Raw genomic sequence first — 22,829 nt, 5'->3', positions numbered from 1 at the left:
AATTGAAAAATTATGCCATAAAGTGATCACAGGTTCTAGAGCTTGAGATTCACCATGTGATTATTTTTAGCTGACGTTATTTTAACGTTATTTTTTTGGCAAAGAAAGCTCTGATATTTTGCTGCAACCCTTGCTATGTCTGCAATGTCGAAGAGGAGGTGATTAGGTTTATTTTTGCTTTATATGTTATACCAAGGTAGTAGTGGTAGCTATGTACTATATCAATGGAAGTGCTGGTGGAAGAGCTGCCAATAGGAGGGTAATGAACTAGCACTTACCATATGGCTCAGTTGTATGTGGATGGATGACACTTATAAGGCAGAAATTGGATGCTCGAGGCAGAGCCGAGAGGCTGTGCCTTATATCCATGATGAGATACTCAACCGTGAAGTCGATGATGGAGTGGTGTATGGAATATGAAACATGCCAAGGTGAGTCTTCGCATCCTTTTGACGAAGACTGGGATCTTGATTGGGGCTGGGGAGCGAATCAGTCTCTTAGCGATGATGATGTACCGTGGTGGGAGGTAGAGGAACGACTGGCAAGAGATGGGGGCTTACGACAATGGGATATGGAAGATGAGGAGTTTGAACTTGAAGAGAAGGAGGTGCCCGATGATCAAGAAGAGCTACTCTCAGAAGCCGATAAACAGTTTGCTGCACACCTGCGTCGTGCAGAAGCTGTTGTAAAAGGGATATCTGTCTCTCAAGAAGTTCACTTTGAGGTGGTAGAAAAAAAGAATGGGAAGCTGAGGCTCTTCCCATCCTTACATGGCAAAGAGTTCCTGAAAGTAGTGAAAAAGAGCTGTGATGATAGATGCTCACAGCTGCGCGTTGTCGATCAAAATCCTTACGTTGGCATTTATCATAAGGTAACAAGGAAGTGGCAATATGAATTGAGAGCAGTGGTGGAGTATGGCGTGCTGGAAGGGGGTGTCCGAAGAACGGCGAGCGTCATGAATAAGATCATGGAGGAGATCAAGGAAGAGGTCAGTAGGCCGATTATCCAAAATTTTTCACGACGTGCCGATCGAGCGGCAAAAAGCAGAAAGGAGGCAGCGACCTCAATTATCGATCAATGCTTTGCCGAGCGGTCCCGTCTACTGGTGCTTAGAGTGGATCTGGGATATAGAAAAGGAAAGTTTGTTGAGTCGGAAGACTTTCTGCAAGACATGAAAATGGTCAAGTATGAATGGGCATTAATGAGTGATAGTCTCAAATCAGGGAAAGTTATTCCGAACGTGATGGCGGTTTTTGGCAAGCTGGAATACGGGGTCCTGGCTGGTTTTCATTACCATTTGGTTGTCGTCATGAAGGGAGCCGATCATCGCCAGGACATTAGCTATGCCAAGATGGTGGGGCAGTATTGGTACAGCGAAGTGACGGGGGGTGAAGGGAGATATTTTAACTGCAATAGAATCAAGCATCGCTACCAAAACCTGGGAATAGGGGTCATAAACTATTATGAAAAAGACAAAGTCGATGCTTTGAAAGGGGTGGTGATTGATTACGTTGTCAAGAGTGATTACTACATGAGCTCTCTGTTACCATCCAAGAAAACATTTGTCCAGTTATCGTGCAACAAAAAGGAGCAGGTTGGCAGGCGCGGGCGGCCGCGGCGTTATCTTTCCAAGGTTTGAGCACCCATCATTCCGTGACATCGCGCCGTTCAAGCTGGTATGGCTCGGCAGAGCGAGGTTTAGCTGCTACTATGCCACCTATCACTATCTGTTAGGTTGTGCCTGCTTGGGCACAGTCGCCGCCAAGGAGGCCCGCGGGTGCCCAATGCATCACACCAGCCCAGTTCGCTGGCGTCGCTCTCCACGCCGCAGCGGGAGCGTCTCGCCCATATCGACTTCACCCTCATGTTCAAGGGTGAGGCGGGGCGCGGCGATCTGATGGAGCGCTTCACCATCGCGCCGACGCAGGCCACCAAGGACTTCGCGCTCTATCACGAGTTGGCGCCGGCCAACATCGTTTACGATAAGTCCAAGCGGCTGCATGTGCGGGCTCGCTCCTTCACGCCGCTGTTTGACTACGACACCAGCCGCACCCTGGCTACCCTCTGCCAGGGACATGGTGATGGCTTCCTCGGAACGCTGCCGACCTCGGTGCGCTGCGAGATGGCCGATCAGCTCAATCAGCCGGATCTGATCCTGGTAGCGGCGGTCAGCGAGGCCGTGCACAAGAGCTGTGCGCTCTCGATTCGCTATGTGTCGCTCTCTAGTGGTGAGACAGAGCGCGAGATCGTGCCGCACACCTTGGTCGACAACGGCTTACGTTGGCACGTGCGGGCCTTCGATCGTCACTCCGGTGAGTTTCGCGACTTCGTGCTCACACGCCTTCTGACAGTGTCTGTGCTCGAGCAGAGCGCTGCTCAGGAGCATGAAAGCCTCCTGCATGACCGTCAGTGGAATCGTTTCGTGGAGCTGGAACTGGTGCCTCATCCCGGGATTCGTCATCCCCAGGCTATCGAGCGCGACTACGGCATGCAGCAAGGCAAGCTGAGTGTTGAGCTGCGAGCCGCCTTGACCGGCTACCTGCTGCGGCGTTGGAACGTCGACTGCTCGTCCGATCACTCGCTGCAAGGGGCGGAGTACCAGCTGGCCCTGGCCAATGCCCCGGCCCTGTATGGGGTTAAGAATCTTCAGCTGGCCCCTGGTTACGATCAGGCCGAGCCGGTATAACGCGCCTTCGTGCGGAGGGAACTGCATGCTGAAGCTGGAAGACATCAAGCAGGACGCTCAGGTCCGCGGTATCAGGCCTGATGAGGTGGTCCGAGTCGTGGCGGTGGTGCCGGTGGGTACCGATGCGCTGACCGTCTACTTCAAGGACAGTCAGGGCGCCGTTCACGAACAGATGCTGTTCCGTGACAATGAGCCCAACCTCTCACTGGCCGAAGCCGGCCGTCCCTGGGCCTTCGATGCCCCCGGCGCCGACTTCAAGCTGGGCCTCGAAGCCTATCGCATCAGCCAGGCGGCGCTGTTCGACCCCATGATGGCGGTGCACACTTCCAATGTGGAGCCGCTGCCCCACCAGATCTCTGCCGTCTACGAGGCCATGCTGCCACGCCAGCCGTTGCGCTTCGTGCTGGCCGATGACCCCGGCGCCGGCAAGACCATTATGGCCGGCCTGTTGATCCGTGAGCTGCTGATGCGCGCCGACGCCAAGCGTATCCTGATCGTCTCCCCAGGCGGGCTCACCGACCAGTGGCAGGATGAGCTGCTGGAGAAGTTCGGCGTGCAGTTCGAGATCTTCAGCCGCGAGAAGCAGGAGCAGTGCGCCTCCGGCAACTACTTCGACGAGCAGGATCAGCTGATCTGCCGCCTGGACCAGCTTTCCCGCAATGAGCAGCTCCAGGAGAAGCTGGCCAACACCGAGTGGGACCTGATCATCGTCGACGAGGCCCATAAGCTGTCGGCCAACTACTTCGGTAACAAGATCAACAAGACCAAGCGCTTCCAATTCGGAGAACTGCTCGGTTCGAGCACTCGCCACTTCCTGCTGATGACCGCCACGCCTCACAACGGCAAGGAGGAGGACTTCCAGATCTGGCTATCGCTGATTGACAGCGACCGCTTCTATGGCAAGTTCCGCGAAGGCGCGCACAAGGTCGATGTCTCCGACATGATGCGGCGCATGGTGAAGGAGGAGCTGCTCAAGTTTGACGGCACCCCGTTGTTTCCCGAGCGTCGCGCCTATACCGCCAATTACGACCTTTCCGATGCCGAGGCCGAGCTCTACGAGCAGGTCACCGACTACGTGCGCAACGAGATGAACCGTGCCGATGCGCTCTCCGGTAAGCGCAAGGGCACCGTAGGTTTCGCACTGACCCAGCTGCAGCGGCGGTTGGCATCGAGCCCCGAGGCGATCTACCAATCGCTCAAGCGCCGCCGGCGCAAGCTGGAAGACAAGCTCAACGAGATGAAGCTGATGGCCCGCGGCCAGTCGGTCCGCGAAGGCAAAGTCGCTTCCACCCTGGGCACCTATGCCGTCCAGAAGCAGATCGATCTGCCAGACAACATGGATGAGCTGGACGAGGAACTGAGCGCCGAGGAGTACGAACTCTTCGCCGAGCAGGTGGTAGACCAGGCCACTGCTGCCGAGACCGTCCCGGAGCTGGAGGCCGAGATCCTCATCCTCAAGGATCTGGAAGAGCAGGCCCTAACGCTGGTGGATTCCGGGAACGACCGTAAGTGGGAAGAGCTCTCGCACTTGCTGCAGGACAGCCCAGAGATGTACACCGCTGGTGGCAGCCGCCGCAAGCTGATCATCTTTACCGAGCACAAGGACACCCTGAACTACCTGGTCGACCGCATCCGCAGCCTGTTGGGCCGCCCCGAGGCTGTGATCACCATCTATGGCGGGACCAATCGCGATGACCGTCGCAAGGCCCAGGAGCAGTTCCGCAACGACCCGGACGTGCTGGTCTTGATCGCGACCGACGCCGCCGGCGAGGGCGTCAACCTGCAGAACGCCAACCTGATGGTCAACTATGACCTGCCTTGGAACCCCAATCGCCTGGAGCAGCGCTTCGGGCGTATCCACCGTATCGGCCAGCGAGAGGTCTGCCACCTGTGGAACCTGGTGGCCAACGAGACCCGCGAAGGGGCTGTGTTCCAGAAGCTGTTTGATAAGTTGGAGGTGGAGAAGAGTGCTCTTGGCGGCAAGGTCTTCGACATCCTCGGCGAGGCCTTCGAGAACACCTCGCTCAAGGACCTACTGGTGGAAGCCATCCGCTACGGCGAATCCGACGAGGTGACATCGCGCCTGGATCAGGTCATCGAGGGTGCCCTGGATACCGAACACCTGCGCGAGATCATCCGCCGCAACGCCTTGGTGGAGCAGCACATGGGCCTGGAGGAGCTTTATGCGGTGAAGGAGGAGATGGAGAAGGCCGAGGCACGTAAGCTGCAGCCTTATTTCATCCGCGCCTTCTTCACCGAGGCCTTCCAGACCCTGCGTGGTGAGCTGCGCCCGCGTGAGACGGGGCGCTATGAGGTGCGCCACGTGCCAGCGGCGATCCGTGAGCGCGACCGGGTGATCGGTGAGAGTCGTACCCCCGTGCTCAGGAAGTACGAGCGGATCTGCTTCGAAAAGGAGCATGTACGCCTGTCCGGCAAGCCCATGGCGGATCTGATCCACCCCATGCACCCGCTCATGCATGCCACCACCGACCTGGTGTTGCAGGCCCACCGCAGCAAGCTCAAGCAAGGGGCAGTACTGGTTGACCCTAATGACGATAGCACCACACCCAAGGTGCTGTTCATGGTCGATCACTCGGTGCGCGAGGTAGAGAGTCAGAGCAGCGGCTCGCCCTTGGTGGTATCGCGGCGTCTGCAGTTCGTGGAGATCGACGAACAGGGCAGGGCGACCCATGCCGGCTGGGCGCCACACCTGGACATGCAGCCCATCGATGATCATGACTTGGGCCTGGTGCAAGACGTGCTCAAGGCGCCCTGGATCACCGGCGACCTGGAGGCCCTGGCGCTCAACCACGCCGTACAGGCCCTGGTGCCTGATCACTACCGCGAGGTGAAGGGGCGCCGGGAGCGCCACGCCGACAAGGTGCTCAACGCCGTCAACGAGCGGCTGGTCAAGGAAATCAACTACTGGTCGGACCGCTACATCAAGCTCACCGACGACATGAAGGCCGGCAAGCAGCCGCGTATGCAGCCGGAGATGGCGCGCCGGCGGGTCGACGAGCTGACCGAGCGCCTCAATCAGCGCCGCCGTGAGCTAGATGCCATGAAGCAGGTGGTTTCTAGCACGCCGGTCGTGATTGGCGGTGCCCTGGTGATTCCCCAGGGGCTGCTAGCCGAGCGCAAGGGCGAGACCCAGTTCAACGTCGACGCCCAGTCCCGCGCCCGCATCGAGCAGTTAGCCATGCAGGCGGTGATGGACGCCGAGCAGGCCATGGGCCATCAAGTGTTCGATGTTTCCGACCAGAAGTGTGGCTGGGACGTGACCGCTCGACCGCCGGCCAATCCGGACGGCTCGATCCTGCCCGACCGCCATATCGAGGTGAAGGGCCGGGCCAAGGGGCAGAGCACCATCACCGTTTCACGCAACGAGATCATCTACGGCCTCAACCAGGCCGACAAATTCTGGCTGGCCATCGTCATCGTGGAAGGCGACAGCGTCGAGGGCCCCTGCTACGTGAAGACTCCCTTCACCAGCGAGCCCGACTTCGGCGTGGCCAGCATCAACTACGACCTGGGCGAGCTGCTGTCCAAAGCTGCCGACCCACAACAGACGCCATAGGGAACCGGATGACAGACATCAAATCCCCCAAGAAACTCATCGAAGTGGCGCTGCCGCTGGATGATATCAATGCCGCTGCTGCTCGCGAGAAGTCGATCCGTCACGGCCACCCTAGCACCCTGCATCTGTGGTGGGCACGGCGCCCCTTGGCAGCAGCACGGGCGGTGCTGTTTGCGCAGTTGGTCAACGATCCCGGCTATCAGCGGGAGTTGGGCTACGGGGTCAACAAGCAGGAGGCAGAGCGTAAGCGCGAGAAGCTCTTCGATATCATCCGCGAATTGGTGAAGTGGGAAAACACCAACAACGAGGAAGTGCTGAACCGCGCCCGGGAGGCCATCTGGGAGAGTTGGCGAGAAACCTGCCATCTGAACCGCAACCATCCGCAGGCTGCGGAACTCTTTAATCCTGAAAAATTGCCAGCTGCTCATGACCCCTTTGCAGGTGGAGGCACAATTCCGTTAGAGGCGCAGCGACTGGGTTTGCAGAGTAATGCATCGGACCTTAACCCAGTAGCTGTGATGATAAATAAGTCAATGGTCGAAATACCCGCTAGGTTTTCAGGGATAAGTCCTGTGGGTCCTGAAAGTGCTATTAAAAAACAAAGAGTTTTGTCTGAAAAATGGGAGGGGTTGTCTGGCTTAGCAGAGGATGTTAGGCGCTATGGGGAATGGATGCAGAAAAAAGCACATGATGCTTTAAAAAACCACTATCCAAAGGTGGTGGTCACAAGTGAAATCTCAGAGTCTTATCCTCATTTGCGTGGTAGTGAAGGTCAAGAGCTTACTGTTATTGCATGGGTATGGGCTCGAACAATTCCCAGTCCAAACCCAGCGGCTATGGGGAAAGAAATACCTATAACATCAACTTTTGTTATTGCAGGGTCTGGCGAAAAAACCGCTTTTGTTGAGCCAGTGGTCGAGGGGGGCAATTATAGGTTTGATGTGAAGTTTGGTAAGCCTGGTTCCGAAGCAAAAAAAGGAACCAAGCTTGGCCGGGGGGCAAACTTTTTTTGTTTGCTCACTGGCACTCCAATACCGGAAAAGTATCTGAAGAAAGAAGCTTCAGAAGGCCGGTTAGGCCAAAAATTAATGGCGGTTATTCTGGAGTCAAGTAAAGGGAAGGTTGTTGCATCCCCCTCTTTGGAAATGGAAGAGGTCGCCCTTAGTGCATCACCATCTTTCAGGCCAGATGTTGAGCTTTCTAAGCATCCCCAGTATATGGGGCCGCCTAGATATGGAATGACTAATGCTTCTGACTTGTTTACTGATCGGCAGACTTTGGCGCTTGGTACATTCCTTAGCTTGTTAGATGATGTTGAGAAAAAGGTCCTAGACGATGCTGCTTCCTCCGGGGCTTTGTCGAATGATAAGGAACCTCTTCGCAGCGGGGGAGCAGGCGCTTTTGCATATGCTCAAGCCATAAGGACTTATTTAAGTTTTGGTGTCGATCGTTCATCGAATTATTGGTCGGCACTTAATGCCTGGGGAGGAGGTTTCGTAGTACAGGTTTTTAGTAGGCAAGTTTTGCCTATGGTTTGGGACTTTGTTGAGGTTAATCCATTTTCAAGCTCAACCGGGAATTGGTTAGGTGCCGTTGAGTGGGTGTCTAAGGTCGTTGAAAGGTCCTTGGTCCCAGGGAATTCAGGCTTTGCTTTACAGGCAGATGCGTCCTCTAAGGTGTCTTATCTTGAGAATTCTGTTATCTCTACGGATCCTCCTTACTATGACAATGTCCCATATGCTGATATTTCCGATTACTTCTACGCATGGCTTCGGCCAGCGCTAAAAAAAGTGTACCCAGAGGTTCTTGGTACAATCAATGTGCCGAAGTCTAATGAGCTTGTTGCTGACTCTCAAAGGCACGGGGGTAAACAAGGGGCTGAAAAATATTTTCTATCTGGGATGATCGAGGCAATGTCAAATATCTCAGAGGCCTCTCATTCCAGCTTTCCGGTTACTATTTATTATGCATTTCGTCAGGGTGAAAGTACCGATGAGGGTACTGGCAATACAGGCTGGGAAACCTTCTTGAATGCTGTAATTGATTCTGGCTTTTCTATAGTAGGTACGTGGCCTATTAGGACAGAAAGGCCAACTGGAATGAAAGTCAACTGGAATGCCTTGGCATCTTCCATTGTGCTCGTTTGTAGAAAGAGAGAAAGTTACGTTGGGAGTATATCTCGAAGGGAATTTCAGCGTTACTTACGTGAGCAAATGCCTGAGTCATTGGAAACCATGATTGGTGGTGAAAGTGGGCAGGCTCCTATTGCACCGGTGGATCTGGCCCAGGCCGCTATCGGCCCGGGTATGGCTATTTACTCTAAGTATGAGGCCGTGTTGAATCAGGATGGCTCTCGGATGAGCGTCCATGATGCTCTGGTGCTGATAAACCGCACCATCACCGATTTCCTGAACCCCGATTCGGGCAACTTTGACGCCGATACCCAATTCTGTTCGAGCTGGTTCGACCAGTATGCCTGGAGCGAAGGGCCCTTCGGTGAGGCCGATACGTTGGCTCGTGCCAAGGGCACGAGCGTCGACGGCGTGCGTGAAGCCGGTGTGGTTGAGTCCGGCGGCGGCAAAGTCCGCCTGCTTAAGTGGGGGGAGTTCGAGTCCGACTGGGACCCCACCTACGACAAGCGCACGCCGGTGTGGGAGGCCTGCCACCAAATGATCCGCCGGCTGCAGAATCATGGTGAATCTGCCGCCGGTGAGCTGTTGGCCAAGATGCCCGAGAAGGGTGAGGCGATCCGTCAGTTGTCGTACCACCTCTACACACTCTGCGAGCGCAAGCGGTGGGCCGAGGAGGCGCGTGCCTATAACGAGCTGATCGGCTCCTGGCATGCCATCGTAGCGGCGTCGCATGAGACAGGTCATACCGGCGAGCAGGTCGGTCTGGATATTTGAGGAGCGTACCCATGGCAAGCACTGACTGGCCTTTTCCCGGTTCTCGCTGGTGGAAGTTCGACTTTCATACCCATACCCCTGCCTCAAAGGACACACGAGCATGGCAACAGGCCAAGGGTACTGAAAATGAAGTCACACCAGAAAAATGGCTCTTGCGCTTTATGGCCGCTGAGATTGACTGTGTGGCGGTGACGGACCATAACACGGGCGCTTGGATCGACCAGCTCAAGAGTGCTTATGCCAGTATGGAAATGCAGGATGAGCTTATCGGTTCTGCTGGGTTCCGCAAGCTGACGATCTTTCCAGGGGTGGAGATATCGGCTAACAATGGTGTGCATGTGCTGGCTATTTTTAATCCGGAGGCCACCACCAGTGATATCGATACATTGCTCGGAAGCGTCGGCTACCAAGGCACAAAAGGTGATAGTGATGGAGTGACTAGCAAAGGGATTGAGGAAGTCATCCAGACGATTCTGGATGCAGGTGCGATTCCCATCCCCGCTCATGCCGATCAAGGCAAAGGATTGCTGCAAGCCCAGTCGGATTCCAGGCGGAGCCGGATCGATGCTAATACACTCCGCCAGGCAGTTTCCGCGGAAGGACTGCTGGCGGTGGAATGGTGTGATCTTACCAACCAGTTCCCGGAGTGCGTATGCCATGAAGAAGCGCGTTTTTCCAAAGTGCTTGGTAGTGATTGCCATAACTTTCAAGGCCGGAATATTCCCGGCAGCCGCTTTACTTGGGTCAAGATGGCCAACTCAACGTTGGATGGCCTTCGCTTGGCACTACTAGATGGTAATGAGATCTCGATTCGGCGTAGTGACGAAGGCGATTTCAAACCCTTCGGAGTGCCGGATCACGTTATCACTGCCATCGATATTGAAGAGGGGCGATATATCGGGAAAGGAAAGCCCGCAAGGCTGGAGTTTTCGCCGTTCTTTAACGCTATCGTCGGTGGGCGTGGGACTGGTAAATCCACGCTGGTGCATGCCCTTCGGTTGGCGGTGGGGCGTGGGCAGGAATTGGCTACACTTGGACCAGGCAGCGAGCCGCGCGCTCATTTCGATGATTTCCGCAAAACCTCTCGCGGGCGCGATGGTACAGGGGCGTTAGGCAGCAACTCCGAAATCCGCGTGGAGTGGCGATACGATGACAATCTTGTGCGGCTACGCTGGCTAGCAGATAGCCAAGCAGCCATGATAGAGGAGTGGGATGGTAGCGAATGGCAGGCATCCAGCAGCCAAAGCATCAACCCAGCGCGTTTTCCCCTGCGTATCTTCTCTCAAGGGCAGATTGCGGCCATGGCCGGCAGTGGTCGCCAGACCTTGCTGTCCATTATTGATGAAGCCGCCAATATCGATCCACATCGTCAAGCCTTCGAAGAAGCCCAACGTCTCTTCCTTACTCAGCGGGCCAGGCTACGCGAGCTGGAGGGGAAACTCGCCGGGCAACCTGAGATCGAACGCAGGCTGGAAGAGACCAGCAGGAAGCTGGCCGCCCTCTCGCAGAGCGATCAGGCGACGGTTCTGCGCGCCTACGGCCAGTCGCAACACCAAATAAGAGAAGTCGACGCCCTATTTGAGCAAATGAGAAATAATGCGGATCGCATTACCGACTCAGCGGAGCATATCGTACTCGATGACTGGTCTGGGCAATACTTCACGGAGCAGGATACAGATATTCTGGCCTTGCGAAAAGAAGTCGACTTACGTGTTGAACAGGTCCGCAGAAGTTTGCTGGAACAGGCCAAAAGCCTGAACAGGATCATAGAGTTGGTTCAACAAGACGCACGTTATGCACAGTGGCACAGTCGCACTCAGGCTGCCCAACAAGCTCATGCTGAACTGCAACAGCAGCTGGAGGCGCAGGGCGTCAGCGACCCCCAAGCCTTTGCCCGCCTGACTCAAGAGAAGCAGCAGTTAGAGGCCCAGTGCAAGCACTTCGGAAAAATGCGCGAAGACCGCGAGCACCTAAAACATAAAATTCAGGCTCAACGCTCACTGATGTCGGAAAAGCGCCAAGCGATCACCCGGGCGCGTCAGGATTTCGTTCAACAGACATTGGACAACAATAATTACGTTCGTATCGAGGTGGTGCCGTTCGGCTATGAGGCGCGACAGATAGAAAGAGGGCTGCGCGAGTTGGTCGATGCTACTGACGATCGTTTTGCTGGCGATATCTTGTCAATAGAGAATGGCGAAGCCGAAAGCGGCATGGCGCTTGATCTGGCTCAAGCTCATGGGGACAAGAAAATAGCCAAACTCAAGGATATCAAACGTCAGCTCTTGGAAATGAGCGATAGTCTTAGTGGCCACTTCCGAAACTATCTAGCGCGAAAGCACGAGAAACCGGAATTTGCCGACCATGTCATGGCCTGGGTGCCTGAGGATGATCTGCGCATCCAATACCGTCGAGGTAACGAATGGAGTGACATCAAAACAGGCTCCCAAGGGCAACGTTCGGCGGCACTGCTGGCTTTCCTGTTGGCTTTCGGTGACGAGCCCATCGTGTTGGATCAGCCCGAGGATGATCTCGATAATCACCTGATCTATGACCTGGTTGTTCGTCAGATCCGTGAGAACAAGCTGCGCCGACAGCTTATCATCGTTACCCATAACCCCAATGTGGTGGTCAACGGTGATGCTGAGTTGGTGCATGTCACTGAGTTTGGCCGTGGACAGTGCTTTGTGCAGCAAAATGGTTCGCTTCAGGATAGAGAAATACGTACTGATGTGTGCCGTGTGATGGAAGGTGGCCACGAGGCTTTTGCTCGGCGATGGAAACGCCTGGGAGCGGAGGTTTGAAATGTTGATTATACATAGAGAACTGTTGGATAGCCATTTGGCTGAAAATTTTAGTATATCCAGGTGGTGTATTTATAGAGATTTATTTGCATCCCAAAAGCCGACCGTGGAGCTGTCTCACGAGACGGGGGATAACGGTAAGCCGGTAGGGAGGGAGCACTGATGTCCGAGCAGACGGAAATCTTTTTGGCGCGCTTTGCTCGGCTGGAGAAGCTTGCAGCCCGTGAGGCACGACAGGAAGAATCGCGGGGAGTGATGGCCAATGTCAGGGTTGCGCAAGAGCGCAATGCGATCTTCCGACGCAACGCCAGCGACATCGAACTACTGGCCAAGCTACGCAACGTGCTGGTCCACGAGCGAGGTGCACGATTCGGGCCACGCTATCTGGCCGAGCCGTTGCCTGAGCTGGTGGTTCAGCTGGACAACATCATTCAGCAGATCGAGAAGCCGGCTCTTGTTGTCCAGCACTTTCAGGTGCCGATCCGTGAATTCGATCCGGATGACTCTATGGTGGAGGTTCTGCACTTCCTTGCATCTCAGGACTTTTCCCAGACTTTCGTGAGGGTCGATGGGGCACTGAGGATCTTAACCGCTAACACCATCCAACGATGGCTGGGCCGCAACGCCACGGATGAGTTGATCGAGTGTACTGTGCCAGTCAGCCAGGTGATGGCCTATCAGGAACTACCAGGCGAGCTGCGCTTCGCTTCTCGCCAGACGACTCTGGTGTCTGCCCTAGACGCCTTCGATGGTGAGAAGCACCCTCATCTAGCCGCCTTGGTGATTACTGAGCATGGGCGTGAGCATGAGAAGCCCTTGGCCCTGCTGACGCCGTCGGACCTTGGACGAGTCTCCCAGATACTGGAAGGAAAAGCGCCATGTTGAAGTCCCTGGAGCTACAGCAATTCACTCTATTCCCCGAGGCCAGGCTGAGCTTCGCACCGGGGCTGAATGTGATTGTTGGGGAGAACGGCACCGGTAAGTCGCACCTGCTCAAGGTGGCCTATAGCGCTATCGCCAACGCTTACGAGCAGGGCAACGAGCCCAGTGTGGCTGACCCGACGAAGGCGCTGCTGCAGAAAAGTATCGCCGACAAGCTGATCAAGGTGTTTCGGCCAGAGTCTCTAGGCCGGCTGGCAAACCGTCGTCAGGGAACTCAGACCTGCAAGGTGTCAGCCTCCTTCGAGCAGACGGCGCTGGATACCGCTTTCAGCTTCAGCACCCGCTCTCAGACCGAAGTCAAAGTCGAAAACCTTCCCGGTGCCTGGCAGGAGAAGGCGCCGGTCTTTATGCCGACGCGTGAGCTGCTGAGCCAATATCACTGGCTACTGCCGCTCTACGAAAGCCGCCATGTGGATATCGAAGAGCACCACATCGATCTCTGCAAACTGCTGGGCGCACCCGCTATCAAGGGGGCGCGCGAAAAGGCCGTGGCCGAGCTGGTGGCCCCGCTGGAAGAAGCCATGGGCGGCAAGGTGGTGCTGGATAAAAATGGCCGTTTCTACCTGCGCATCCCGGGGCAGGGTAACCTGGAGATGCCGCTGGTGGCCGAGGGGCTTCGCAAGTTGGCGATGCTGGCTCGCTTAATCACCACCGGCTCACTGCTCGACAAGGGCTATCTGTTCTGGGATGAGCCCGAGGCCAATCTCAACCCCAAGCTGATCAGGCTGGTGGCTCGCGCTGCCTTCGCGCTGAGCCAACAGGGGATTCAGGTGGTGATCGCTACCCATTCGCTATTCCTGCTGAAGGAGCTGGAACTGCTCGCCCTTGAAACCAAGGGCGTCGAGAATCAGCAGCGCTACTTTGCTCTGGTCAAAGGTCCTGAAGGGGTCCAGGTGGAGCAGGGCAACCGCGTTGATGACCTTCAGACCCTAGTGCTGCTGGATGAGGAACTGGCCCAGTCGGATCGCTATCTGGAGTTGGCATGACCACCACGCTGACGGAACAGCAGCTCGCCTTCACCTTCGCGGATGGTGCCGAGCCCTCTCAGTATGATGACTGGTCCTTCTACCGCAACCAGTTCAATGCGGTTTGCGGAGGTACCAAGGCCGTGGATTTCGTCTGCCTCGACGGCGACCAGCTCTGGCTGATCGAGGTCAAGGACTACCGGCGGCACCGTCGCACCAAAGTGATTGATCTAGGTGATGAAATTGCCCACAAGGTGCGCGACACACTCGCCGGTCTGGTAGCGGCCAGCTGTAATGCCAACGATGCAGAAGAACGGCATATGGCACGGCAGGCAGTGGGCCGCTCACGGCTGCGGGTAGTCCTGCATCTGGAACAGCCCCGCAATCCGTCGAGGCTGTTCCCGCGTGCAGTCGATCCGGATGATGTGCGGCTCAAGCTTAAACAGCGGCTCAAGGCCGTCGATCCACACCCAAAGGTCGTTGACCAATTCGCCTTAGGCGCTGAGGTGCCCTGGACGGTTGATGGAGTGGCAGGATGAGTTTGACACCATGGAAGGGGACTGAGGGTCGGTATGAGCATTGAACAGGCGATACAGCAGCTCACGCGCAGCGATGTGATCCGCACCATCGATGCGAACGGTCAGCGCATACCGCCTGGTGAGCGCTTCTCATGCCTCTATCAGGGGCGCCGCTTCGATCCTAAGCAGCTGGTGGCGGAGTCTCTGGCGCAAACCAAACAGCACAAGGTCGACCCTGAGGCGCTGGAGCAAGCGCTTTACGAGCCCTTTGTCGAGGCGCTTAAGGAACGCGAGTTTTCGGTGGTCAGCAATCCCCGTCAGATCGGTGATACTGGCCTGACCGTGATGGTCTACGAGGTGAAAAAGCCGCCTCTGGTGCAGGAGAACTTCAAGCGCCTGTTCTCGGCCAACCAGAACCGCTTCTACTGGAATCGGGACAAGTTCTCTCGGCTGCGCCAGGGGGCCCCGGTGTTCGTGGTCAACAACAGCGCTGCCCGAGTGCTGTTTGGTTACGTTCAAGACACCCTGATTCGCGCCGAGTTTGATGAGGAGAGTCATGTCAGCCGCTTTACTCATCAAGGCGAGACGTTCGAGGTCAGCGGCGAGTATCCAGAGTTCGTTTGCATCGAGGTCAGATCGCTTCAACATCCGCCGTCGGGGTGGCAGTGGAAGACCTTCGGCAGCGGTGAGCACTCCTACATCGCTGGGCCTGAGGTGAACGCTAAGGCTGTGCCGAATAACCTGGAACGGGTCAATCTGCTGCTCGAGGTCTTCGCAAGGGAAGAGGAGATAGTCCTGCAGCTGCAGACCTGCTACCAGGCGCTGCTTAGCCACCTGGTGGATTACGATGAACCCGAGCAGCAGCACGAGCCCCGCGTCTGGTATGTGATGCAGGGGAAAAGCTTTACTTCTGAGATGGGGTTGTCCTACCTCCTGTCGAAGCTTGAAGGTAAAGGCGGACGTTCCTTGAATCACTGGCTGGCGGTGGGGGACGTCAGGCCGGGTGACATCATCGTTCACCACTCTGCGGGCGAGGTTCGTGCCATCTCGCAGGCCGACTCGATGCCATACGTGACATCACAACCTGACGATCTCCATGATGTTAGGAGTGGTGATGGTCAACGTGTTGACCTGAGAGTGCTTGTTCACCTGAAACACCCTGTCACCCTGGATGACATTCGGAAGAAGAAGGGCAGGCTGCAGAAGGCCCTGGCCGATGTGCGAGGCCCCTACAATCGCGATGGCACCGGAAAGCAGGGCTACCTTTTCGAGTTTACCTGGGAGGCCTTGGCGATCCTGCTGGATGGGCGCTCCCTAGCGCTGCCCGAGGAGCTCCAGCGCTGGCTGCCTTCCCTCGATGAACTAGCGGATGACGCTGAGGAGACACCTGACGAGGAACTTCTCTCTGAGGAAGCCCAGGAACGCCGCCTGCCCGTCGAAATCACCCAAACCTCGGCCAGGGAGTGGCTTCCTCGCGTGCAAGCCTATATGGCGAGTCAGGGATTCCATTACTCACTGGCAGAGGTAGCCAACTTCTACCTTTGTATGCGGACTAAACCGCTGGCGATGCTGGCGGGCATCTCGGGGACCGGCAAGACCCAATTGGTGCGCCAGTTTGCCAAGGCCATCGGATACGGGGACTCCGACCACTGCGTGCTGATCGCCGTGCGCCCCGACTGGGCCGATAGCTCAGATCTGATTGGCTACGCCAATATCCAGGGCAAGTTCGAGACCAAGCCGCTGCTGGACGTGATGGCCCGTGCCATCGAGCACCCCGACGAGCTCTACTTCGTGATTCTGGACGAGATGAACCTGGCCCGGGTTGAGCATTACTTCTCTGAGTTCCTGAGCTTTATCGAGACGCGGGAGCGTGACAACGACGACGTCATCGTCACCGAGGCGCTGATCAGCCGCGCCGACGTGAACGGCGGTCGTCCGGTCTACCTTCCGCAGAACCTGATGGTGGTGGGGACGGTGAACATGGACGAGACCACCCACGCCTTCAGCCGCAAGGTGCTGGACCGTGCCAATGCCATTGAGATGAACGATATTGACCTGGCGTGGGTCAGCCCGGAGCGCGATGTGGCGGCGGTCTCCGGCATCTATGCGGATGCCTTGAGGGCACCGTTCCTCAACTCGAATGACCTGAGCGATACCCACAAGCGGAACCTCGCGGCCCCCATGGCGATGCTGATGGAGGTCAACCGAATACTGGAGCCCGCCGGGCTGCACTTCGGCTACCGGGTGCGTGATGAGGTGGCCTTCTACCTTACCCTGCATGGTGAGGAAGCGCTGGAGAGCCTTGATGGCTTCGGAGTTGATGCGGCCATCGACTTCCAGTTGATGCAGAAGGTGCTGCCACGCATCCAGGGTAGCTCGCTGAGTGTGCTCAAGGTGCTAATACGCCTGCTGGAGCTGCTGGCCGAGAAGCCCCTCGACGACGAGGCGGAGTACCACAGCATCGAGAAGGAGGTCGATCCGCACGCCACCCGTTATCCCCGTAGCGTCAAGAAGCTGCTGTTCATGCTGCAGCGCTTCCATGACGACGGCTTCACTTCCTACTGGCTGTAAGCGGATATGACGGCGCTTTGCTTCGATCATCCCAACGGCACTATTTGCCACCTCTCGGTGAGCGATGTGCGGCTGCCGCGGGCGATCCTGGCGCAGCGGCATGAGGACCAGCGGGTGCGCTTTGCCACCCACGGATTGAGCCTGAACCGCGAGGACTCCGAACTGGAGGGTTCCCTGGAGGCGCCGTTGTTCTTCGAGTGGCAGCGGTTGGAGTGGTTGTTCGAGCCGGGCGAAACCTGCCACTTTCAGCCTCCGCTCAGGCTGTTCGTCAATGATGCTCCCCAGGAGCGGGTGAAATCCAAGCCGCTGCACGGCAAGACTCGACTGATGGGGTCCATCAACCTCGAGAACAGCGTAGGGCTGACGCGCTTCGATGTGCGCGACGCCAACGGCAAGGTGCTGTTTGCGCTGGACACCGAGGTGTTTCCACAGAAGCTGGATTACAAGGATGACTTTCCAGCGATGCTGGATGAGATCACCGAAATCCTCTATTCGCTGGCGTTCGATGCCTTCACTAAGACCTTCGCTTCGACCCGGCCGCGCTCCACCTACCATCAGCTCACTTCTGAGTGGTTGAACCTGTTCAAGGCGCTCTACCACAGCCTGGAGCAGAGCCTGGATACGCTGCTGCGCTCACCCAAGTCAGAGCTGCGCCGAGAGTCGCGGGTCAAGCCCATCCACAGGGTGAAGAGGGCCACACCTCGGGCGATCAAGGCCGCCACCCAGCGGCCGGACCGCTACTGCCGCGGGGAAGGGCTACAGGTCGCCCCCGGTGTTCGGCTCTCTCATCTGAGCGAGCAGCATAAGCGCATCAGCTACGATACCCAGGAGAACCGCTTCGTCGCCTGGGCGATCACCGACATCCTGCGCCAGATTCAGCGCGCCATTCGCCACCTGAGTGGCAAGCAGGGGCTCGATCCACAGCGCATACAGCTCGAGGTAGAGGCGCTGGAGCGCAGCAAGTCCCATCTTCGCCGCCGCTTACGGGGCCCGGTGCTTAGCGAGGTGGGCAAGTTCAACCACCAGATGTTCTTCTCCACGGCACTGACCATGGCGCCGGGATACAAGGAGTTCTATCACCGGTTTCTGCTGCTTCGGAAAGGCCTGACCATGGCCGAGCACCCGATGTTCAAGATGGACTACAAAGATGTTGCCACCATCTACGAGTACTGGTGCTTCCTGAAGACGGTGAGCCTGCTGCGGGAGAACCCCAAGTACGACCTGGCCAGCAACGACATCGTCAAGCTGGAGCACAACCGCTTCAAGGTGAGCCTGAAGAAGGGCAAGTGCTCAGGGGTCAACTTCGTCCAGCGCGGCACCGGCGACGACATCTCGATCTACTTCAACCGCTCGTTCCAGCGTGTGCCCTATACCTACACCTTCGACCAGCGCCCGGACCAGTTCATCGAGTTCTCGCGTCGCGGCTTCGGTAAGGATCAGGACAAGAAGTCGTTCAAGGTGGTGATGGACGCCAAGTACCGCTTCGATCGGGAGTCGGCCGGCTACCCGGCGTCGGCGAACCCCTATGGGCCGCCGCTGGATACCATCGCTCAGCTGCATCGCTATCGTGACGCCATCCTCTGGGAGCAGGGGCAGGATGAAACCGTCAAGGTGGCCAACAAGAGCATCGGCGGCGTGATCCTGTTCCCGTACCCCGAGGACGAGCAAGACTTCGTTGCACACCCCTTCTACAAGAGCATCGACAAGGTCAATATCGGGGCGATTCCACTACAGCCGGGCCGAACCAGGAAGAACACGCTGTTCCGGCAGTACCTGGACAGCCTGTTCGAGCAGCCGGGTGAGGTGATCACCGAGTCGCTCTACCACTACGATAACCGGGTCTATCAGCAGCGCCGCCAGTCGAGCAAGGACCTGGTGATGGTGGGGCTGATCCCTGACCGGCAGCGGGCGGCCAGATTGGAGTACCATTTCGAGCAACAGGTCTTTTACACCCAGCGCCATGAGTCATCGCGCTATCCGCTGCATGAGGTGAAGGCGGTGGCGCTCTATGACCAAGCCAGCCGCTCGATCATCGGCTGGGCTGATGTGCTGGACATCGAAGTGCTGCTGGGCAGGGAGCTCAGGCAAACGGGCACAACCTGGGAGCCCAGCAAGCCCGATCAACCCTACTATGTCTATCGCCTCGGCCCGATCCAGCATATCAGCCTGCCGTCAGGCGTCCAGATGAAGGGCTACCGCACCGGTCGCTACTTCATCTCGCGGCTGGGCCTGGAGCTGGCGATCGACGAGCAAGAGCCGCAGCTGCAGTTCATCGACAGCTGGGAGCAGTTCATCAAATGGAAGACGCTGAAGACGCGCTACCCGGTGGTGCGTGTGCAGCGCAATCGTAATCAAGACAACGATCCGGTCACTGGCAGGCCAGTGAGCGATCTGAAGTTTATCCCGGAATCAGACGTGGAGCCGTCATAATGTCACTGAAAGCCTGGCGAGACATCGCTACGCCACACAAGGATGTGCTGGGAGGCACCTTCAAGCAGTCGGAATTCGCGGCTGACATCACCCAGGTGGCGACTGGAACTGCCCCCGAGGAGTACCAGGACGCCGAGAAGTTCTTCTCACGCACTTACATCACCGAGGGCATGCGGCTGCTGCTGATCTCGGTAGCTCAACGGCTCGCTGGTCAAGGCGGTGATCCGGTCATTCAGCTGCAGACGGCCTTCGGTGGGGGCAAGACCCACACCATGTTGGCGGTCTATCATCTCGCTTCGCGCAAGATCACCACCGATAAGCTGCATGGCGTACCGCCGGTACTGGACGAAGCCGGTGTCAGCGAGCTGCCGAGCGCTCGCGTGGCGGTGATCGATGGCATCAACATGGCACCGAGCCAGCAGTCGGTGAAGAAGGAAGGGCAGAAGGTCTCCACGCTATGGGGAGAGCTCGCCTGGCAGCTGCTAGGCGATGAGGGGCTGGCCATGGTCAAGGACTCCCATGAGCAAGGCACCTCGCCCGGCAAGCAGGTGCTGGTGGAGCTGCTTGAGAAGGCCGCGCCCTGCGTCATCCTGGTTGACGAGCTGCTGGCCTACATTCGCCAATTCGAGCTGGGGAAGTCCTACCCGGCGGGTACCTACGACAGTAACTTCAGCTTCATTCAGGCACTCACCGAGGCAATGAAGGCGGTACCCAACGCCATACTGCTGGCATCGCTGCCGGAGTCGGAGCTGGAAGTGGGCGGCACCATGGGCCAGCAGACACTCACCGCGCTGGAGAAGTATTTCGGACGCGTGGAGTCGGTGTGGAAGCCTGTCGGAGCCGAAGAAGCCTTCGAGATCGTTCGCCGTCGCTTGTTCGAGAACGCCGGCGATCGTGCTGAGGTAGAGGGTATCTGCCGCCAGTTTTCGGATTTCTACCGACAGCATGCCCAGAAGTTTCCCACCGAAACGCAGTCCAACGAGTACTTCGAGCGCCTCTGTAGCTCCTACCCGATCCACCCAGAGGTGTTCGACCGTCTCTACGAAGACTGGTCGACGCTGGACAAATTCCAGCGCACCCGCGGCGTACTGCAGTACATGGCGATCGTGATTCACCAGCTGTGGGTCTCGGGCAACCGCGACGCCTTGATCATGCCGGGGTCACTGCCGCTAGAAGACAGCAGCGTTCGCGACAAGAGCATTCACTACCTGCCTCAGGGCTGGCAGCCGGTGATCGAGCGTGAGATCGATGGGCCGCGCTCCGCGGCTCTCGACCTGGATAGCCATGTCGCCCTGTTCGGCGGTGTGCAGGCGGCGCGGCGTGCTGCCCGCACCATCTTCCTGGGCAGCGCCGCTTCCAGTAGCGTCCAGGCGGCCCGGGGCATCAAGCAGGAGCGCATCCTGCTGGGTACCGTTCAGCCTGGTCAGTCGCTAGGCGTTTTCGAGGATGTGCTCAAGCGCTTGCGTGACCGTCTCCACTACCTCTACTCCGAGCAAGATCGCTTCTGGTTCGATACCAAGCCCAACCTGCGTCGTGAGATGGAGAGCCGCAAGCAGAACATCAGCGAGCGCGATGCGCTGATACCTCTGCTCAAAGAGCGCACTACCCAGCGGATGGGGCGTCAGCACCACTTTTCCGGCATACATGTCTTCACTCAATCGGGCGATGTGCCAGACGAATATGGTTCAGGGCCCCGGTTAGTGGTATTGCCCACCGACGCCGCCTATAGCCGCACTGAAGCCAATCAGGCCTACAAGGTGGCCGAAGAGATTCTGCGCAAGCGCGGCGAGCAGCCGCGACAGAAGCAGAACCGACTGATCTTCCTAGCAGCCGACTTCGACGTGGTTAGTCGCCTTAAGGATCAGGGGCGTACCTTTCTGGCTTGGAAATCGATCGTCGAGGACATCGATAACGGCACCCTCAACCAGGATCTCGTCCATCTGCGCCAGGCCAAGCAGAGTCGCGAAGCCGCGGAATCCTCGCTGTCTCAGCTTATACGTGAGACCTACAAGTGGCTGATGGCGCCGGTCGAGGAGTTCGTCAGGGGCAAGCCCACACTGGAGTGGGAAGTGGTGCAGATTTCCACCACCACCCCCAACCTGGTCGAGACCATCGAGAACAAGCTGCGCGAGGAGGAGTGGCTGATCTACGAATGGTCGCCAATCTTTCTGCGCAACATCCTCAAGCAGTGGTATTTCAAGGATGGTGTGACCGAGGTCAGCGCCCTCAAGGTCTGGCAGGACAGCTGCCACTACCTCTACCTGCCGCGCCTGGTGAACGACGAGGTGTTCAAGAACGCTATGCACCAGGGCGTCGCCTCGGAGGACTTCTTCGGTTACGCCTCCGGCAAGGAAGGGGATACCTATCTTGGTTTCGCCTTTGGCCAGGGCAGCATCGGCGGCTTGGATAGCGAGGCGCTCATCATCGAGCGTGAAGCTGCTAAAGCCTACCGTGACAAGCTGGCCGCGGAGGCTGCTCAACGTGCCCGAGAGCAGGATGAGCGCAGCGGTGATCAACCTGCACCTGCATCCATTGGAGAGGGGGCCCCGAGCACAACAGGCTCCTCTGGACCCACCGTGCCGATGGGCGGAGGGCTGGCTGGCGGTTCTTCCGATCAGGCAGAAGTTGCTAATGCAATCAAGAAGCACTTCTACGGCAACGTAGACCTGGACCCTCTCAAGGCGAAGATGGACTTCGCCACGTTGGTCGACGAGATCGTGGAGCAGTTCACCCTGCGCAGCGGCGTCGAGGTGAAGATCTCCGTGGAAATCGAGGCCACCAGTGCCGATGGCTTCGATGAGGCGCTGCAGCGGACCATCAAGGAGAACTGCAACGTGCTGAAGTTTAGCAGCTCGGAGTTTGAGGGGGAGTAGCCGGATATGAATGCCCAGAAAGTGAACTTCCACTTTCTGGGCGCACTCTTATAAGGCTGATGAGTTATAAGGAAAAATCCCTGGTCGGTTTTGCTATGTTTTCAGTATGGGGCCGGAATGTCTAAGAGTGTAAGAAACCGTGTTCTTAAAGAATACGTTGGTGATGATGTCGCGGGTGTCAATAAAATCCAGTGTGGTGTTGTTTATCATGTCGTTGAGGGAAGGAATGCGTGGCATTCGACATGGGTGAGTCAGTACTCGAAAAAGAGCATGCATACTTCTTTGAAATCTGCGAAAGAATATGCTGAGAGGTGTAGGAAAAGTGGTAGCGTTTTTAGAATAAAAGAGCTTCCTTGTCTTGTTTTTAGAACGTGCAAAAAAACCGTGATAATAACTGCTATCAACTCTTCAAAACCTCTCTCTGAGCACTATCTTGCCTGTGAGTGTTTGGAAGATTTTGGTGAGATTGTAAGTGATTACAGGAAAAGGCTTTCTTGTTCGAGAGATATGGTAAAAGGGTTTTTCCCTAACAGCTTTGGCTGGAAGCGCAGTGTAAA

The 22,829-nt window shown here is 57.0% G+C and carries 11 protein-coding genes; all 11 read left to right on the top strand.

Features of this window, described 5'->3' with window-relative positions:
* Positions 1 to 409: 409 nt before the first annotated feature.
* Positions 410 to 1,639, top strand: coding sequence for a YagK/YfjJ domain-containing protein (locus tag BEI_RS11870; RefSeq protein ID WP_193765105.1), 1,230 nt, complete (start codon positions 410 to 412; stop codon positions 1,637 to 1,639).
* 138 nt (positions 1,640 to 1,777) lie between these two features.
* The gene (locus tag BEI_RS11865; protein ID WP_227644465.1) at positions 1,778 to 2,686 is read left to right on the top strand and encodes a WYL domain-containing protein; all 909 of its coding nucleotides are present in this window, start codon (positions 1,778 to 1,780) and stop codon (positions 2,684 to 2,686) included.
* Between the two features lie 25 nt (positions 2,687 to 2,711).
* On the top strand, positions 2,712 to 6,263 hold the full coding sequence (locus tag BEI_RS11860) for a helicase-related protein (protein ID WP_097789718.1): 3,552 nt from the start codon (positions 2,712 to 2,714) through the stop codon (positions 6,261 to 6,263).
* An 8-nt stretch (positions 6,264 to 6,271) separates the two neighbouring features.
* Complete coding sequence (locus BEI_RS11855; protein ID WP_097789717.1) at positions 6,272 to 9,169, top strand: DUF1156 domain-containing protein; 2,898 nt, start codon at positions 6,272 to 6,274, stop codon at positions 9,167 to 9,169.
* 11 nt (positions 9,170 to 9,180) lie between these two features.
* On the top strand, positions 9,181 to 11,973 hold the full coding sequence (locus BEI_RS11850) for a TrlF family AAA-like ATPase (protein WP_097789716.1): 2,793 nt from the start codon (positions 9,181 to 9,183) through the stop codon (positions 11,971 to 11,973).
* Positions 11,974 to 12,135: 162 nt separating this feature from the next.
* Positions 12,136 to 12,858, top strand: coding sequence for a hypothetical protein (locus BEI_RS11845; protein ID WP_097789715.1), 723 nt, complete (start codon positions 12,136 to 12,138; stop codon positions 12,856 to 12,858).
* A complete protein-coding gene (locus BEI_RS11840; protein WP_097789714.1) occupies positions 12,852 to 13,901 on the top strand; it encodes an AAA family ATPase in 1,050 nt (349 codons plus the stop codon). Before BEI_RS11845 ends, BEI_RS11840 begins: the two co-directional genes overlap by 7 nt.
* Positions 13,898 to 14,419, top strand: a complete 522-nt coding sequence (locus BEI_RS11835) for a hypothetical protein (RefSeq protein WP_097789713.1) — start codon at positions 13,898 to 13,900, stop codon at positions 14,417 to 14,419. The genes BEI_RS11840 and BEI_RS11835 overlap by 4 nt, the downstream gene beginning before the upstream one ends.
* Before the next feature lie 33 nt (positions 14,420 to 14,452).
* Entirely contained in the window at positions 14,453 to 16,969 is a 2,517-nt protein-coding gene (locus BEI_RS11830) for an McrB family protein (protein ID WP_097789712.1), read from the top strand.
* Positions 16,970 to 16,975: 6 nt separating this feature from the next.
* Positions 16,976 to 19,399 (top strand): DUF2357 domain-containing protein, encoded by a 2,424-nt coding sequence (locus BEI_RS11825; RefSeq protein WP_097789711.1) that lies wholly within the window; start codon positions 16,976 to 16,978, stop codon positions 19,397 to 19,399.
* Complete coding sequence (locus BEI_RS11820) at positions 19,399 to 22,272, top strand: ATP-binding protein (RefSeq protein WP_097789710.1); 2,874 nt, start codon at positions 19,399 to 19,401, stop codon at positions 22,270 to 22,272. Before BEI_RS11825 ends, BEI_RS11820 begins: the two co-directional genes overlap by 1 nt.
* Positions 22,273 to 22,829: the final 557 nt, after the last annotated feature.

This window comes from Halomonas beimenensis, from assembly GCF_002549795.1.
GTDB classification, from domain to species: Bacteria; Pseudomonadota; Gammaproteobacteria; order Pseudomonadales; family Halomonadaceae; genus Halomonas; species Halomonas beimenensis.
This window is presented reverse-complemented; position numbering and strand designations above follow the sequence as displayed.

What these genes read in the sequence shown, in the direction of transcription:
- BEI_RS11870 (WP_193765105.1), top strand. Translation starts at nt 410, where the DNA reads ATGGAATATGAAACATGCCAAGGTGAGTCTTCGCATCCTTTTGACGAA.
- BEI_RS11855 (WP_097789717.1), top strand. Translation starts at nt 6,272, where the DNA reads ATGACAGACATCAAATCCCCCAAGAAACTCATCGAAGTGGCGCTGCCG.
- BEI_RS11840 (WP_097789714.1), top strand. Translation starts at nt 12,852, where the DNA reads ATGTTGAAGTCCCTGGAGCTACAGCAATTCACTCTATTCCCCGAGGCC.
- BEI_RS11835 (WP_097789713.1), top strand. Translation starts at nt 13,898, where the DNA reads ATGACCACCACGCTGACGGAACAGCAGCTCGCCTTCACCTTCGCGGAT.
- BEI_RS11860 (WP_097789718.1), top strand. Translation starts at nt 2,712, where the DNA reads ATGCTGAAGCTGGAAGACATCAAGCAGGACGCTCAGGTCCGCGGTATC.
- BEI_RS11845 (WP_097789715.1), top strand. Translation starts at nt 12,136, where the DNA reads ATGTCCGAGCAGACGGAAATCTTTTTGGCGCGCTTTGCTCGGCTGGAG.
- BEI_RS11830 (WP_097789712.1), top strand. Translation starts at nt 14,453, where the DNA reads ATGAGCATTGAACAGGCGATACAGCAGCTCACGCGCAGCGATGTGATC.
- BEI_RS11850 (WP_097789716.1), top strand. Translation starts at nt 9,181, where the DNA reads ATGGCAAGCACTGACTGGCCTTTTCCCGGTTCTCGCTGGTGGAAGTTC.
- BEI_RS11825 (WP_097789711.1), top strand. Translation starts at nt 16,976, where the DNA reads ATGACGGCGCTTTGCTTCGATCATCCCAACGGCACTATTTGCCACCTC.
- BEI_RS11820 (WP_097789710.1), top strand. Translation starts at nt 19,399, where the DNA reads ATGTCACTGAAAGCCTGGCGAGACATCGCTACGCCACACAAGGATGTG.